We start from the raw sequence: 15,608 nt of genomic DNA on the forward strand, positions 1-15,608 counted from the left end.
TTTTCGGTATCGCTGTTTCGGTACAGCTTATCGGATGATTATCCCGTCTTAGGTGCTGGTCAAAGCGTGGAAAAGACGGGGATTATCATGCTACCTCTGGCGTTAGGCGAAGATGTCGACGACGCCATTGCCGCGCGCGGCCGACTGCAACGAGGCCGGAACGTTTAACACCTCTTCATCATCGGCATTAAATGCGCTGCCTTCAGCGGAACGGTGAGATGGTTGCTGGCCGAAGGCGGAGGACTGCTGCTGCTGACCGGCAAAGCCGTCGCCGCTGATGTTGCTCTGCGTGAGTTGAATACCGTTATCGGCCAGTTGGGTGCGCAGTACCGGCAGCGCGGCTTCCAGCGCGGCGCGGACGTGGCTGTGCGGCGATACCATCTGCAACTGAGCCTGGTTGTCATCCAGCTTCAGCGTGATGTTCACCTGACCCAGATGTTCCGGGTGCAGCTTCAGTTCAGCGGTCTGCTGGCCCTGGCGGGTAAACAGCGTGATGTGCTGGCTGACGTTCTGCTGCCATTCCGGTGTGCCGAGCTGAGCGTTCACCGTCACCACCGGGTGGGTGTTGATACTGGCCGTGGCGTTGCTGATGACCGGCGTGGGCGTCATCGCAGGCGCTGCGGGGGATAGCCTGCTGTCGCTATCCGCTTTCGCCGCGGCAGCGGCGACCAGCGGCGTGGTTGCCTCCAGCGTCGCGCCAGGGGTCGCGGTCTGGCCCTTATCGGCGCCGACATGCGCAAACGGCAGCGTTTTTTCATCGCCAGGCTGCCCGAGCGGCGCGGTGGTGATGGCCGAGGAGGCCAGGCCTGCGGCCGAGGCGGTTTGTATGGCGTTGGCGGTACCTGGCGTCATGGCTGCGGGCGCGGTGGCGGCAGTCGCGGCATGCGGTAGCATCGCCATCAACGCGCTCAGACCGGCCAGCTCTTCGTTGCTCAGCGTCGGCGTGTCGTCCTCTTTGGCGGCCATTTTGTTCAGCTGTTTCACCACATCGCCTTTAACGCCGACAGGCAGCTGGCTCAGCAGCGTCTGCGCATCGCCCGGCGCGGTAAGGTCAACCTGCTGGCTGCCGTCGGCGCTCTGCTGTGCGAGGAGTTGGTTGAGGGTGTTTTTGATGTCTCCCTGCGGCAACTGGCGGCTGGCTTCCCGCAGGTCGGCCAGCGACAGCGCGGGGTTGCCGTCTTTGGTGGTGGCCGCAGGGCCGGACAGCGCGCCGGTCAGCAGGGCGAGAAAATCCTGCGCGCCGTTGTCGGCTTTTGCCGTCAGCCCGGAGGCGGTAAGATCGGTATCGCTGACAGCAAGTTTCGGCAGAGTGATCATTCGGGTTTCCTTAAGGTTGCTCGCTGGGCAAACTCATCCATTTTCTTTTGGTCGAGACGGTTTTCCGCCAGCAGCACGGCGGCGGCCTGTCTGTCCTGGAGCGTTTGCCATGCCTGCAAACGCTGTTTTTTCTCGCGCCAGACGTTGAGCGCCATGTCGACTTTGCCGCTCCACTGCGCTAACTGCTGGCGATGTTGTTCAATGGCTTTCTCCAGGGTCTGAATAAACTGCTGGTAGTTATGCCAGCGCAGGCTGGCAATTCCCTGGGTCATGTCGCTGTTCAGGTTGTTTTGATATTCAAGCTGGTAATCCATCAGCATTTTCAACTGTTCTTCCGCTTGCTGGCAGCCTCGCCGCATCTCTCCGAGCGTCAGGGCCGCGTTTTCGACCTCTTTTTCCGCCAGTTCTTTTAGCGTAGTTAATGCGCCATGTTGCGCCATGATGGTCGCTCTCCTGCTTTATCAGACTGACGGGAAGATGAGCTCCAGTGCCTGTAGCGAATCGTCCCAGTCTGCTTTTTCAAAAATACCCTGTTGCAAAAACGCCTCCAGCTGCGGCCATAACGCGATGGCTTTATCGAGCATCGGATCGCTGCCTTTGGCATAGGCGCCGACGCTGACCAGGTCACGGTTACGCTGGAAGCTGGAGAGAAGTTGTTTAACGTTACGGACCCGGGCGTAGTGCTGCTCGGTAATAAGCGCCGTCATCGCGCGGCTGATAGACGCCTCGATATCAATAGCCGGGTAGTGCCCGGCCTCCGCAAGGCGGCGGGAGAGGACGATGTGCCCATCGAGGATAGCGCGCGCGGAGTCAGCAATCGGGTCCTGCTGATCGTCGCCTTCCGTGAGGACGGTATAGAACGCGGTGATTGAGCCGCCGCCGGAGATGCCATTGCCCGCACGCTCCACCAGCGCGGGCAGCTTGGCGAATACCGACGGGGGATAACCTTTGGTCGCGGGCGGTTCGCCGATCGCCAGCGCTATCTCCCGCTGCGCCATGGCGTAGCGGGTCAGGGAATCCATAATCAGCAGCACATGCTGGCCCCGGTCGCGAAAATCTTCTGCGATACGGGTCGCGTAAGCGGCGCCTTGCATGCGCAGCAGCGGCGACACGTCCGCCGGTGCGGCAATCACCACTGACCGCGCGCGTCCGTCGGCGCCGAGAATGTTCTCGATAAAGTCTTTGACTTCGCGGCCTCGCTCGCCAATCAGGCCCACGACGATCACATCGGCCTGGGTGTAGCGCGCCATCATGCCGAGCAGGACGCTTTTACCAACGCCGGAACCGGCGAACAGCCCCATACGCTGACCGCGCCCGACGGTGAGCAGGGCGTTTATCGGGCGCACGCCGGTATCAAGAACATGTTCGATGGCGGTGCGCTGTAGAGGGTTGAACGGCGGCGTGATCAGCGCCCCGGTCTCGGTGGTGTCTGGTGCCGGAAGACCGTCCAGCGGCTTACCGCCGCCGTCAAGCACACGGCCGAGCAGCGCCGGACCGAGCGGCAGCTGTTTTCCGCTCTGCAAACCGTCCCCGGCGGCGTTTCGCGCATACACGCGCGCGCCGGGCAGGATACCCTCCACCTCTTCAAGCGGCATCAGGAACAGGCGGTGGCCGTTAAACCCGACGACTTCGCTCTCGACTTCGCGAACGTCGCCATTTTCCAGCCGCTCGATAATGCAGGTGGCGCCCAGCGGCAGCTGCAGCCCGGTGGCTTCGAGTACCAGCCCGGTGGCGCGCGTCAGGCGGCCGTAGCGGCGAACCGAGGGCAACTGCGTCATTTTGGTCTCGAAATTATCAAGGGCGGTAAGCCAGCGGGTCAGTCGGGCGGTCATTACACCACTCCCGGAGCGGCCAGACGGCACAGCTCCTGCCAGCGGGTGGCGACGCTGGCGTCAAGGTCGCCTTCATCCGCGGAGACTTTGCAACCGCCAGGATGCAGCGTCGGGTCGCCGCGCAGCCGCCAGCCGTGCAGGCTGAGGGTGGCGCCGAGCATCTCTTCAACACGCTGCAAATCGTCAGGATGTACGCGCAGCTGCGGTTTTCCGCTAAACAGCGGTTCCTGTTGCAGCAGCGCCTGGATTTGTTTTATGAGGGCGCTGTTGTCCACTGTCGGGGCATGGCCGATCACCTGACGCGCGGCCTCCAGCGCCATCTGCATCAGACGCGAGGCGATAACGCTGTCCAGCGCGTCAAGAGTGTACTGAAACTCGCTGACCAGCTGCTGCATGCGGGCGTGAATCGGCGCCTGCTGAAGCTGTGCCTGGGCGACGCCTTGCTCTTGCCCCTGCGCCAGACCTTCCTGATAGCCCTGGGCGTGACCGGCGGTCCGCCCTTCACTCATACCGGCGTTATACCCCTGCTCGTGGGCCTGCATCTGCAGCTGCGCCAGCTGTTGCTGTCGCTTTTGCTCTTCGGAAAGGGCATTTTCCTCTGCACTCTCTACCTCGGGTTCGTGCTCGCTGTAGAGCGGCGCAAACGCCTGGGCAGGGGGGGCCAGATCGTCAGGCTGCCAGACTTTCCACGGCGTGGTATCAGACATAGGTATCGTCTCCGCTGCCGATGACCATCTCGCCGGTCTCTGCCAGGCGACGCACAATAAGCAGGATCGCTTTCTGTTCGTTTTCCACTTGCGACAGGCGTACCGGTCCACGGTTGGCCAGGTCGTCGCGCAGGATATCCGCCGCACGCTGGGACATGTTGCGCAGGAACTTCTCGCGCAGCGGTTGTTCGGCGCCTTTGAGGGCGATGAGCAGCGATTCGGAATCCACTTCCTGCAACAGGCGCTGGATGCTGCGATCGTCGACTTCGACCAGGTTCTCGAACAGGAACATTTCGTCGATAATTTTCTGCGCCAGCTCGCCGTCGAATTCGCGCACGGCGGTGATAACCGCTTCTTCCTGCTGCGTTTTCATCAGGTTGATAATTTCGGCTGCGGTTCTCACGCCGCCCATTTTGCTGCGCTTGAGGTTCTGGCCGTCGAGCAGGTTGTTGAGCACTTCGGTCAGCTCCGCCAGCGCGGCTGGCTGTACGCCGCCGAAGGTGGCGATACGCAGCATCACGTCGTGGCGCAGACGCTCGTCGAACAGCGCCAGTATATCCGCCGCCTGGCCACGCTTAAGGTGAACCAGGATGGTGGCGATGATCTGCGGATGCTCGTCGCGAATAAGGTCGGCGGCGCTCTGTGGCTCCATAAAGTTGAGCGTTTCGATCCCGCTGGTGGTTTCACGGGTTTCGAGAATATCCTCCAGCAGGCTTGAGGCGCGCTCTTCGCCCAGCGCTTTGACCAGCACCGAACGCAGGTATTCGTTGGCGTTGACGTTGAGCGCAGCGTACTGTTCGGCTTCCTGTTCGAACTCGGCCAGTACGTCGGTCAACTGCTTATTCGATATCTGCCGCACGTTGGCCATGGCCGCGCTCAGGGTCTGCACTTCGCGGCTGTTGAGGTGTTTAAACACCTCCGCCGCGCGGTCTTCGCCGATGGTCATCAGCAGGATGACGCTTTTATCCGTTCCGCTTAGGGTATTACTCATGGTCGTTACTCATCCACTGGCGAATGACCAGCGCGACGACGCGCGGATCGTTATCTGACATTTCGCGAATACGTTGGCTCATCACCTCAGCGCTCAGGCGCTGGTTGGTGCGGCGCTGCTGATGCTGTTCATCTTTGCTGAGACGAACTTCCACCGCATCGGCCATTTCACGCTGAATGCGCGCCTCTTCCTGAGCGACTTTGGCCTCTTCCTGACGGCGCGTCAGCTGCGGACGTATCGCTTTGCGCCACAGCAGCCAGGCGACAATCAGCACCAACAGCCAGCGCCCTGCGGACATCAACTGGTCGATAAAGAACTGCTGTTTCCAGAACGGCAGTTCGCCGCCGGTTTCGTCGCCCGCGGTAAACTGGGAGTTGACCACGTTGAGGGTATCGCCACGCTTATCTGAGTAGCCCATGGCTTCGCGGGTCAGATCCTCAATTTGCTTCATCTGGTCGGTGGTCAGCGGCAGCGGCTTACCGTCCGGCAGGTTTTTATAGTTCACGACCACGGCGACCGACAGGCGCTGTACATCGCCGACGTTCATTTTAATATGACGAATGGTGCGGTCGACTTCGTAGTTGCTGGTTTCGTTGCGCGACGTATTGCGCGGACCCGCAGTGTTCGTCGTGTTGGTGGTCTGCTGTTGACCGTTGTTCTGGTTTGCCGGCGGGGTAGTGATTGGCGCGCTCGGCATCGGCGCCGGTGAGTTGGAGAGCGCGCCTGGCACGCCGCCCGGATACGGGCTGCCTGTCTGCTCGCTTTCATTCACCTGACGGGAGCGCAACACGGCCTGGCTGCTGTCGCCGTTCGGACGATACTGCTCTTCGGTCTGCTCTTTATTGTCAAAATTGATCTGCGCGGTGACCTGCGCGTGCACGTTACCGTTGCCGACAACAGGCGACAGGATGGTTTCGATGCGACGCTGGATGCGGCCTTCGACATCGGCGGCGTATTTCAGTTGGGCGTCGTTCAGGTCACGGGCGCCGGTATTGGATTGCGTCAGCAGATGACCGGCCTGATCGACCAGCGTCACGTTGCCCGGCGGCAGGCCTGCGACGGCGCTGGACACCAGATGCACCACGGCGGCGATTTGCCCTTCGTCAAGCGCGCGGCCAGGTTCAAGATTTAAGGTGACGGAGGCGGAGGGCAGCTTTTGCTCACGTACAAACAGCGAGGGTTTTGGCATCGCCAGGTGAACGCGGGCGCCTTTCACCGGCCCCAGCGTTTCAATGGTGCGCGCCAGTTCGCCTTCAAGGGCGCGCTGATAGTTAACCTGCTCGCTGAACTGGCTGATGCCGAATTTTTCCTGGTCAAGCAGCTCAAAGCCGACGGCACCGCCTTTCGGCAGCCCCTGCTGGGCAAGGCGCAGGCGCAGTTCGTGGACTTTATCCGCCGGAACCTCAATAGCGCCGCCGTTGTCCGCGAAGCGGTAGGGGATGTTCATCTGTTGCAGTTGGGTGACGATAGCGCCGCCGTCCTGGTCGGAAAGGTTGCTGAACAGGGTGCGATAGTCCGGGCTTTTCGCCCACAGCACGAGTGCAACGATAATGGCGACGGCAGCCGCGCTGGCCACCATCAGCGGAATTTTCGGGTTCGCGCGCAGGCGACTGACCCACTCTGGCATGTTTGTTTGTGGCGTGGTCGTAGCTGTGGCGCTCATTGCGCACCTCGTAAATCCTGGCCGATGGCGTTAAACGTGTACAAAAACAAGGCAGACTCCCGGTCGGCAAACTTAAACTGATAGCCATGCCATTATTTGTGGTTCGGGGATTTTCTATGGGTCAAATAGCCAGATTTTTTACCTTTAATTAGCGCCTTTATCTTATTGACAAACTGGTAGTCTCTCCTCCATGTAACACATCAGGGGATTAACATGGCAATTCAGGGTATCGAAGGGGTACTGACGCAGATGCAGGCGGCGGCCAGCGTCGCGCGCAATCAGCAGGTTGATGAACAGCCGGGCATCAGTTTCGCCGGTCAGTTGAATGCGGCGCTCAGTAACATCAGCGAAACGCAGAACAGCGCTCGCGCGCAGGCAGAAAAATTCGCCCTTGGCGAACCGGGTGTCGCGCTGAACGATGTGATGACCGACCTGCAAAAATCATCCGTGTCTTTGCAACTCGGTATTCAGGTGCGCAATAAGCTGGTGAGCGCGTACCAGGAAATGATGTCCATGCAGGTGTAGATAAGGACGTATTCCCATCGAATAACACAGCGAGTTATTCCTGTACGCGTGATAACGATGTTATTACGCGTTGTGTATTGTCTGATGTTCCTTTCCTGCTCTCGTGGATAATTTTCCCTTCTGTACACTGAAATTAATCTTGCAGATTACATGACGGACGAAGAGGATATCCTTTCTTTGCCGAACGGAATTAAGACAATAATGAAAAAGATAATTTTGATAGCAATCTGCCTGGTATCCGGATGTACTGGTCTGTCTAAGAATCATGGCGACGTAAAAGCATCAGCCCCCGATCGTGGTCGGCATGCTGGGGAAACGTCGCATGGGGCTTTACCGCCTGCTGTGTTGTCTTATGCCTCGGCGGTGAAGGCGGAAGTGGAAAAACACTTTTTTGACGTAAAACGTTATCGGGGAAAAGTGTGTTATCTCCAGTTATCGATGGAACGAAATGGCACCGTGAATAGCGTGAAAACAACTGGGGGCGATCCGAAGCTCTGCAAGGCCGCTGTTATTGCGGTACAACTCTCGACATTCCCCCCTGTTCCTGACGAACAGACGTACAAGATATTTAAAAACGTAGCGCTGGATTTTACACCATAACGTACCTTTGTGCGTTGACCTTTAAGCCGCGCTCCAGGGAGAAAGGCTGGCGGAGTTAATCCGTTAATGCCACAATATTTTTTTCTCCGTTTTTGCAGGATGAGTGATGAAAAAAATTGCAATTATCGGCGCACTGCTCGCGCTGACCGGCTGTGTTCAGGTGGATAACTATAAGGATGTGGTAAAACATCCCGCGCCTGCTGGCTTAAGCGGCGTCTGGCAGTCCGAAGGACCGCAAAACGCCATGGTGAGCCCGAAGGCCATCGCCACGCTGGTGGTTACCAAAGACGGGGATACGCTGGACTGTCGCCAGTGGGTTAGCGTGCTGGCGGTGCCGGGCAAGCTGATGATGAACAAAGACGATTTTTATAACGTGACCGAAAAGCGTGATCTCTATTTGATTGAGCGCGATGGCGATCGGATTAGCTACGACCGTATGACCCTCAAGCGTGTGGAGAGCCCAACGCAGGAGTGTGCGGACTATCTGAAAAAGCACCCATTAGGACGTTCAGGGAAATAAGCAAAAACCCCGGCAGCACAGACGTGCCGGGGCTTCCTCGCGCTCAGGTACCGGGCGCATCAAGACTATCCTGCGGCACCAGCACATGACCACCCTGTTTGCCGTAAGCGGTTAGCACCGATTTTTGAATCGACGATTGCCCGACAAGTTGCGCCAGTTCATCCATACGTGCCTGTAGTAAACGCTTTATCTCGCTTTCGTTATCAAGAATTTGCCGTAACACCGGGCGAAGTTGCTCCTGAGTCTGGGATAACGACGCATCCTCTTGTGTGAGTTGAACTACCTTTTGCACCGCATTGACGTAATCCATTTCGCAGGCGATCAATTCATCCCATAGCCCTTCAGAGGCAAGCCGCAGCATAACATTGCTTTGCTCGAGTAACTGCTGATAAGTGGTATACAGATGCGGTGCATTACTCATTTAAATGGCGTCCTGAATAAAATTGGGCGTGTTGGCAACTTCCTTCCATGCATCAGCAATATTACGCAGAAGATGCTCAACTTCCTCAATAGCGGAAACATCATTACGCAGATTAGCGTGCAAAAGGCGCCTGACCATATAGGAATAAAGTGCGATCATGTTTTGCGTAAGCTCATCATCGCTTTTATCATCCAGTCCGACCTTGAGACCATTCTCAATAATATTGATAGCCTTAGAGAGGGAAAGGCCTTTTCCCTCTGTATTACTGTCCTGCATAAACAGGCGTGCGCGCACAAGAGCGCTGAGCGCGCCATCAAACAGCATAGTGACTAATTGCTGTTGGCTGGCACTCATCACCGCGCTTTCTACTCCAATTTTTGCGTAGGCCTGTGTGCCTTTTGCGCCGTACATGGTCTCTCCTAAGCGTGATTAGCTTTTGCTGGTGGACGTTGTGAACTGCTGAGTCAGGTAGCTGCTGGTGGAGTTCAGCGAGTTCATCAGCACGTCCAGTTGCGTGAACTGGGCTTTATAACGCGCCATCATATTGTCAATGCGCGTACTGGCATCGTTATACTGCTGTGTCAGGGTGTTCAGCGTCTTGCTGACGCCATCTGTTGCGGCCTGGATAATGCCGGTTTTAGACAGCCAACTGGTCAGGTTGGTGGCAATGGTTGTGGTCATCCCGGTTTTTTTACCGTCGCCAACCAGCATTTGCCCAATACCGTCAGGATCTTTTTTCAACGCCGCCTGAAGTTTTGTACTGTCGACGTTGAGTTTACCGGTGCCCGGATCCGTGGTAACGCCAATCTGGGCCAGTGTTTTGAAAGACGAGGTGCTGAGCGAGTTGCTGAGCATGCTCTTTAACTGCGTCTGGATGGTGCGCAGCGTCGTGTCGCCTAGCAGGGCGCCGTTGCTGGAGTCCTGCGAATCCGAGCCCGGATCGACGGCGGTGTATTTGGTCAGAGAAGCAAAGGTGTCCTGCAACGCGTTATAGGCGGTGACCCAGTCGTTAATCGCTTTCTCAGCCTTAGAGGTATCTTTTGTAATGTTCAGCGTCTGGTTGCCGGTGGTGACATCGTTCAGGTTCAGCGTGATGTCTTCCAGAGCATTGCTGATGGTGTTGCTGTCGTTCTCAATTGGAATATTGTTGACCGTCAGTTTCGCGTTCTGCGCCGTGACGCTTTCCGTCATACCGTTGGTGCCTGCGGTTTTGTCATAGCCCATAAAGCTCTGCAGCGCGCTGTCGCCGCTGACGCTGATGCTCATGGCGTTATCGGCGCCGGTGTCGTTAGCGGTGACAGACAGACGATACTGACCGTTACCGACGTTGATGATACTGGCGCTAACGCCCGCTTTGGCGTTGTTGATAGCATCGCGAATACCGGTCAGCGAGGAGTTGGCTGCGCTCAGATTAATGTTGACCGGATCTTTACCGCCGCCCTGCTGGATAGTTATTACGCTATCGCCGCTGGCGATCGCCGTTTTAGTGTCGCTTTGTGTTTGTGCGGTGGTCAGGGTTTGCGCCTGGGCCAATTGCGATACGGCAATTGTGTATTTCCCCGGGATAGCGTTGCCGGTAGTGGTGGCGCTAAACGCAGTGGTCGAGCTGGCTGTGGTCGTGGCGGTGAACAGATCGGCGCTGTTCAGCGCGGTGTTGGTGGTCTGGAACGCGGTCAGTGCATTCTTTAACGTGCCGTATCCACTCAGCTTTGCGGTGTAGGATGACTGCTGGTTGGAGATGGGCTTCAACTGCGCTTTCTCTGCGGTTTCCAGATTGCTCAGGATGGTGCTTAAATCCAGGCCCGAACCAACCCCGAGTGTAGAAATACTGGCCATATCTATTCCTTAAATGTATCGACACGTAAAATGAACACCGGGGTTATCGGCCTGAATGTCGTAAAGTTTACGTTTAATTTAGTTTTTTTAATGGTGGGAATAAAGGCAGGAGAAAAGAGTATTTCTGCGGCTAAAAAAATATTTGGGGGATTACGAAAAAAATTCTAAAGGTTGTCCTGGTGACGACGATAACCACACTGACGGCGATTGAGCCGACGGGTGGAAGCCCAAATCGTAATCACAGACTTGAAACACAGGAAACGTAATCATGGCACAAGTCATTAATACCAACAGCCTTTCGCTGATCACTCAGAATAATATCAACAAAAACCAGTCTGCTCTGGCGACTTCCATTGAGCGTCTGTCTTCTGGTCTGCGCATCAACAGCGCAAAAGATGACGCCGCAGGTCAGGCGATTGCTAACCGCTTCACCTCTAACATCAAGGGCCTGACTCAGGCTGCGCGTAACGCTAACGACGGTATCTCCCTGGCGCAGACCACTGAAGGCGCGCTGTCTGAAATCAACAACAACCTGCAGCGTATCCGTGAACTGACCGTTCAGTCTCAGACCGGCACCAACTCCAGCTCTGACCTGTCTTCTATCCAGGACGAAATCAAATCCCGTCTGTCTGAAATCGACCGCGTATCCGGTCAGACTCAGTTCAACGGCGTGAACGTACTGGCGAAAAACGGCTCTATGTCTATCCAGGTTGGCGCGAACGACGGCCAGACCATCGATATCGACCTGCAGAAAATCGACTCTTCTACTCTGGGTCTGAACGGTTTCTCCGTCTCTGGCAACGCACTGAAACTGAGCGATTCTATTTCTCAGGTTGGCGCGAGCGGCGCGCTGAAAGATGTTAACCTCAGCACTGTCGCGACTAAACTGGGCGTTGATGCCAGCACCCTGACGCTGCACAACGTACAGGATTCTACCGGTGCCGCCACCGCGAACTACGTGGTGTCTTCCGGTTCCGATAACTACGCGGTTTCTATTGACGATGCCACTGGCAACGTCAGCCTGAACACCACCGATATCACCTATACCGACACCAAAAACGGCGTAACTGCTGGCTCTATGGCGGGTCAACTGGTGAAAGTGGGTGCGGATGCTAACGGCAACGCCGTCGGTTTCGTCACCGTTCAGGGTCAGAACTTCAACACCGCTGCTGGCGCACTGGCTAACGGTGGCGCAACGGGTACTACGGCAGTTCCTTCTGCCATCGGTGACATTGCTGACCCGGCGAACGCCAACATCAACAAAGGCACCTCTTCTGCCAACCCGCTGGCTCTGCTGGACAAAGCCATTGCTCAGGTAGACAAATTCCGTTCTTCTCTGGGTGCGGTACAGAACCGTCTGGATTCTGCTATCACCAACCTGAACAACACCACCACCAACCTGTCTGAAGCGCAGTCCCGTATTCAGGACGCCGACTATGCGACCGAAGTGTCCAATATGTCTAAAGCGCAGATCATCCAGCAGGCCGGTAACTCCGTGCTGTCCAAAGCAAACCAGGTTCCTCAGCAGGTTCTGTCTCTGCTGCAGGGCTAATCCTGAGCTGTATCGCAAACCCCGCGTCGCGGGGTTTTTTTGATCCCGAGTTTCACTTAACTGTGCAAATAACCCCTCCTTTTAGCCACTATTCCGTCGATTAAAACCCCTGCAGAAACGGATAATCATGCCGATAACTCAATTAATGCAGGGCTGTTTATCGTGAATTCACTGTATACCGCTGAAGGTGTAATGGATAAACACTCGCTGTGGCAGCGTTATGTACCTCTGGTACGCCATGAAGCATTGCGCCTTCAGGTGCGGTTGCCGGCGAGCGTGGAACTGGACGATCTGCTTCAGGCAGGCGGCATCGGGTTATTGAATGCCGTTGAACGCTACGATGCTCTGCAAGGAACGGCGTTTACCACCTACGCAGTACAACGCATACGTGGGGCCATGCTGGACGAACTGCGCAGCCGCGACTGGGTGCCGCGCAGCGTTCGACGCAATGCCCGCGAAGTGGCGCAGGCGATGGGGCAACTGGAACAGGAGCTGGGGCGTAACGCGACGGAAACTGAAGTCGCGCAGCGGCTCGGTATTGCTGTTGAAGAGTATCGTCAGATGCTGCTGGATACGAATAACAGCCAGCTTTTCTCCTATGACGAATGGCGAGAAGAACACGGCGACAGTATCGAGCTGGTGACTGAGGAAAATCAGCAGGAAAATCCGCTCTATCAGTTGATGGAGAGCAATTTGCGCCAGCGCGTGATTGAGGCGATTGAAGCCTTACCGGAGCGCGAACAGCTGGTTCTGACGCTTTACTACCAGGAGGAGCTCAATCTTAAAGAGATTGGCGCCGTGCTGGACGTGGGAGAGTCGAGGGTCAGTCAGCTACACAGCCAGGCCATTAAACGTTTGCGAACAAAACTGGGTAGGTACCAGGCGGGCGACTAGTTGTCCTCTCCTGGGTAGATGCCGCACATGCATTGACAACCAGGAGTTATCATGACGGTGCAGCACGTAAAAAGACGGCCACTAAGCCGCTACCTTAAAGACTTTAAACACAGCCAGACGCATTGCGCTCACTGCCATAAGCTGCTCGACCGCATCACGCTGGTTCACCGCGGTGAAATCGTCAATAAAATTGCTATCTCGCGCCTTGATACGCTGATTGATGATGCAGCCTGGCAACAGGAGCGTAAGGCGTGGGTGGCGCTGTGTCGTTTTTGCGGCGATCTCCACTGCAAGGAGCAGAGCGACTTCTTCGATATCATCGGCTTCAAGCAGTATCTCTTCGAACAAACGGATATGAGCCCGGGAACGGTGCGCGAGTATGTCGTGCGTCTGCGCCGCCTTGGCAATCACCTTTCCGAGCTGAGAATAGACCGCGATTTGCTCAATGATGGCGAGCTTGACGACGCGCTGGCCCCATGGCTGCCGTCGACCAGCACCAATAACTATCGCATAGCGCTACGCAAATATGCGCAATTTCAGCGTTTGCACCTGATTTGCGGCGAGCAGAAGTTCGCGTATGCGGCAACCTCTGATATATATTAAATTGGAATAAGATGTAGCGCACGGGTGTTTTACCGTTTCGGTTAACCACCTTACACTACAAAGAAATTTCAAATATTCGGGGTAACTATGAAACTAGCACTTCTGGGCCGTCAGGCGCTGATGGGCGTCATGGCCGTTGCGTTAATGGCGGGCGTCAGCGCAAAAACATTTGCAGCAGAAAATCTGTTAAATCAGGTGAAAGAACGCGGTTCTTTGCGCGTTGGCCTGGAAGGGACCTACCCGCCGTTTAGTTTCCAGGGGGATGACGGCAAACTCACCGGTTTTGAAGTGGAGTTTGCCAACGAACTGGCGAAGCACCTCGGCGTGAAGGCTGACCTGAAGCCGACGAAATGGGATGGCATGCTGGCGTCGCTGGACTCCAAACGTATCGACGTGGTGATTAACCAGGTGACCATCTCCGACGAGCGTAAAAAGAAATATGATTTCTCTACGCCGTACACAATTTCCGGTATTCAGGCGCTGGTGAAAAAAGGAAATGAGGGGACCATAAAAACGGCGGCTGATCTGAAGGGTAAAAAAGTCGGGGTTGGCCTCGGAACCAACTATGAAGAGTGGCTGCGCAAAAACGTACAGGGTGTCGATATTCGCACCTATGATGATGATCCGACGAAATATCAGGATCTGCGCGTTGGCCGTATCGACGCCATTCTGGTTGATCGCCTGGCCGCGCTGGATCTGGTGAAGAAAACCAATGACACGCTGGCGGTAACCGGTGATGCGTTCTCTCGTCAGGAGTCCGGCATTGCGCTGCGTAAAGGCAATGAGGATCTACTGAAAGCTATCGATAATGCCATTGCTGAAATGCAAAAAGACGGCAGCCTGAAGGCGCTGTCTGAAAAATGGTTCGGTGCCGATGTGACGCACTAAGCTCTGTTGCTTAAAAAAGGCGCTATGACAGCGCCTTTTTTTATTTCATCGGCAACTGCGTGCATAATAAAAAGAAAATCAGGAGGTGTTATGTCACTGCAAAATCTCACTCGCTTTCCTCGCCTTGAATTTATTGGCGCACCGACGCCGCTGGAGTACCTGCCGCGCCTGTCCGACTATCTTGGCCGCGATATTTTTATTAAACGTGACGACGTCACGCCTATGGCGATGGGCGGCAATAAGCTGCGCAAACTGGAATTCCTGGCGGCGGACGCGCTGCGCGAAGGCGCTGATACTCTGGTCACTGCGGGGGCTATCCAGTCTAACCATGTGCGCCAGACGGCTGCGGTGGCGGCGAAACTGGGGCTGCACTGCGTCGCGTTACTGGAAAACCCCATCGGTACCCACGCGGAAAACTATCTTAGCAACGGCAACCGCCTGCTGCTCGACCTGCTGAATGCCAAAGTGGAAATGTGCGACGCGCTGAGCGATCCGAATCGTCAACTGGAAGAGCTGGCGACCCGTCTTGAAGCGCAGGGGTTCCGGCCGTATGTGATCCCGGTCGGCGGCTCCAACGCGCTTGGCGCGCTGGGCTACGTGGAAAGCGCGCTGGAAATCGCCCAACAGTGCGAGGGGGCGGTGACGCTCTCTTCCGTCGTGGTGGCCTCCGGCAGCGCCGGGACGCATGCGGGGTTGGCGGTCGGCCTGGAGCAACTGATGCCGGACGTTGAGCTCATTGGCGTCACGGTGTCGCGTAAGGTTGCAGAGCAAAAGCCGAAGGTGGTCACGCTACAGCAGGCCGTCGCGGAAAGCCTGGCGTTGCAGGCGAAAGCGGACATTGTTCTTTGGGATGACTATTTCGCCCCAGGTTACGGCACGCCGAATGACGAGGGGATGGAGGCGGTGAAGCTGTTGGCGAGTCTTGAAGGTATCCTGCTCGACCCGGTGTACACCGGTAAGGCGATGGCCGGGCTGATCGACGGTATCACTCAGAAACGCTTTAAGGATGATGGCCCGATCCTGTTCGTTCATACCGGCGGGGCGCCTGCGCTGTTCGCCTATCATCCTCACGTCTGATAAGAATCACGATAATGCACGAAAGTATTCACCTGATGTTAGAATCCGCGCCTTACCTGCTTAAAGGCGCGGTATTTACGCTGCAGCTCAGTGTCGGCGGGATGTTCTTTGGCCTGCTGCTGGGTTTTATGCTGGCGCTGATGCGCATGTCGCCGGTCTGGCCGGTGCGCTGGCTGGCGCGT

General features: G+C 56.4%; 17 protein-coding genes and 1 pseudogene. 9 read left to right on the top strand and 9 right to left on the bottom strand.

From position 1 onward, the window contains the following. Positions 1 to 102 precede the first annotated feature (102 nt). The 6 genes from JO226_RS03070 to fliF are packed head-to-tail and all read right to left on the bottom strand — an operon-like array spanning position 103 to position 6,510. The gene (locus JO226_RS03070; RefSeq protein ID WP_293489937.1) at positions 103 to 1,317 is read right to left on the bottom strand and encodes a flagellar hook-length control protein FliK; all 1,215 of its coding nucleotides are present in this window, start codon (positions 1,315 to 1,317) and stop codon (positions 103 to 105) included. Next, a complete protein-coding gene (fliJ, locus tag JO226_RS03075) occupies positions 1,314 to 1,757 on the bottom strand; it encodes a flagellar export protein FliJ (RefSeq protein WP_293489938.1) in 444 nt (147 codons plus the stop codon). The genes JO226_RS03070 and fliJ overlap by 4 nt, the downstream gene beginning before the upstream one ends. 21 nt (positions 1,758 to 1,778) lie before the next feature. Then, positions 1,779 to 3,149, bottom strand: coding sequence for a flagellar protein export ATPase FliI (gene fliI / locus JO226_RS03080; RefSeq protein ID WP_293489939.1), 1,371 nt, complete (start codon positions 3,147 to 3,149; stop codon positions 1,779 to 1,781). After that, positions 3,149 to 3,856: a flagellar assembly protein FliH gene (fliH, locus tag JO226_RS03085; protein ID WP_293489940.1), complete on the bottom strand. Its 708-nt coding sequence runs from the start codon at positions 3,854 to 3,856 to the stop codon at positions 3,149 to 3,151. Before fliH ends, fliI begins: the two co-directional genes overlap by 1 nt. Continuing rightward, positions 3,849 to 4,847, bottom strand: a complete 999-nt coding sequence (gene fliG, locus JO226_RS03090) for a flagellar motor switch protein FliG (protein ID WP_013365807.1) — start codon at positions 4,845 to 4,847, stop codon at positions 3,849 to 3,851. Before fliG ends, fliH begins: the two co-directional genes overlap by 8 nt. Next, on the bottom strand, positions 4,840 to 6,510 hold the full coding sequence (gene fliF, locus JO226_RS03095) for a flagellar basal-body MS-ring/collar protein FliF (protein ID WP_293489941.1): 1,671 nt from the start codon (positions 6,508 to 6,510) through the stop codon (positions 4,840 to 4,842). Before fliF ends, fliG begins: the two co-directional genes overlap by 8 nt. A gap of 213 nt (positions 6,511 to 6,723) precedes the next feature. Between fliF and fliE the strand changes: the two genes are divergently transcribed. The 3 genes from fliE (at position 6,724) to yedD (ending at position 8,155) form a co-directional block, all read left to right on the top strand. Next, the gene (gene fliE / locus JO226_RS03100) at positions 6,724 to 7,035 is read left to right on the top strand and encodes a flagellar hook-basal body complex protein FliE (protein WP_293489942.1); all 312 of its coding nucleotides are present in this window, start codon (positions 6,724 to 6,726) and stop codon (positions 7,033 to 7,035) included. A gap of 150 nt (positions 7,036 to 7,185) precedes the next feature. Next, positions 7,186 to 7,635, top strand: coding sequence for a cell envelope integrity protein TolA (gene tolA, locus JO226_RS03105; RefSeq protein WP_293489943.1), 450 nt, complete (start codon positions 7,186 to 7,188; stop codon positions 7,633 to 7,635). A 106-nt stretch (positions 7,636 to 7,741) separates the two neighbouring features. Further along, on the top strand, positions 7,742 to 8,155 hold the full coding sequence (gene yedD / locus JO226_RS03110) for a lipoprotein YedD (protein WP_293489944.1): 414 nt from the start codon (positions 7,742 to 7,744) through the stop codon (positions 8,153 to 8,155). 43 nt (positions 8,156 to 8,198) lie between these two features. Here yedD and fliT read toward each other — a convergent pair whose 3' ends face one another. From fliT to fliD, 3 genes are read right to left on the bottom strand one after another with little or no spacing between them, the layout of a single operon-like run. Further along, positions 8,199 to 8,576 carry a flagella biosynthesis regulatory protein FliT gene (gene fliT, locus JO226_RS03115; RefSeq protein WP_293489945.1) on the bottom strand — a complete coding sequence of 126 codons (378 nt, stop codon included), beginning with the start codon at positions 8,574 to 8,576 and terminating at the stop codon, positions 8,199 to 8,201. Next, positions 8,577 to 8,987 (bottom strand): flagellar export chaperone FliS, encoded by a 411-nt coding sequence (gene fliS / locus JO226_RS03120; protein WP_293489946.1) that lies wholly within the window; start codon positions 8,985 to 8,987, stop codon positions 8,577 to 8,579. An 18-nt stretch (positions 8,988 to 9,005) separates the two neighbouring features. Next, on the bottom strand, positions 9,006 to 10,412 hold the full coding sequence (gene fliD, locus JO226_RS03125; RefSeq protein ID WP_293489947.1) for a flagellar filament capping protein FliD: 1,407 nt from the start codon (positions 10,410 to 10,412) through the stop codon (positions 9,006 to 9,008). Between the two features lie 268 nt (positions 10,413 to 10,680). Here fliD and JO226_RS03130 point away from each other — a divergent pair, with 268 nt between their 5' ends. The 6 genes and pseudogenes from JO226_RS03130 to JO226_RS03155 all read left to right on the top strand — a co-directional run. Continuing rightward, positions 10,681 to 11,964 (top strand): FliC/FljB family flagellin, encoded by a 1,284-nt coding sequence (locus JO226_RS03130; protein WP_293489948.1) that lies wholly within the window; start codon positions 10,681 to 10,683, stop codon positions 11,962 to 11,964. Between the two features lie 162 nt (positions 11,965 to 12,126). Beyond that, positions 12,127 to 12,858 (top strand): RNA polymerase sigma factor FliA, encoded by a 732-nt coding sequence (locus JO226_RS03135; protein ID WP_293489949.1) that lies wholly within the window; start codon positions 12,127 to 12,129, stop codon positions 12,856 to 12,858. A 51-nt stretch (positions 12,859 to 12,909) separates the two neighbouring features. Further along, positions 12,910 to 13,461 (top strand): flagella biosynthesis regulatory protein FliZ, encoded by a 552-nt coding sequence (gene fliZ / locus JO226_RS03140; RefSeq protein ID WP_293489950.1) that lies wholly within the window; start codon positions 12,910 to 12,912, stop codon positions 13,459 to 13,461. An 87-nt stretch (positions 13,462 to 13,548) separates the two neighbouring features. Then, positions 13,549 to 14,349, top strand: coding sequence for a cystine ABC transporter substrate-binding protein (tcyJ, locus tag JO226_RS03145; RefSeq protein ID WP_293489951.1), 801 nt, complete (start codon positions 13,549 to 13,551; stop codon positions 14,347 to 14,349). Positions 14,350 to 14,439: 90 nt separating this feature from the next. Next, on the top strand, positions 14,440 to 15,426 hold the full coding sequence (gene dcyD, locus JO226_RS03150; protein WP_293489952.1) for a D-cysteine desulfhydrase: 987 nt from the start codon (positions 14,440 to 14,442) through the stop codon (positions 15,424 to 15,426). A 14-nt stretch (positions 15,427 to 15,440) separates the two neighbouring features. Next, positions 15,441 to 15,608: pseudogene (locus JO226_RS03155) on the top strand (amino acid ABC transporter permease); the annotation flags it as partial.

Origin of the sequence: Pluralibacter sp., assembly GCF_019237635.1 — a bacterium.
Taxonomy (GTDB): Bacteria; Pseudomonadota; Gammaproteobacteria; order Enterobacterales; family Enterobacteriaceae; genus Enterobacter_B.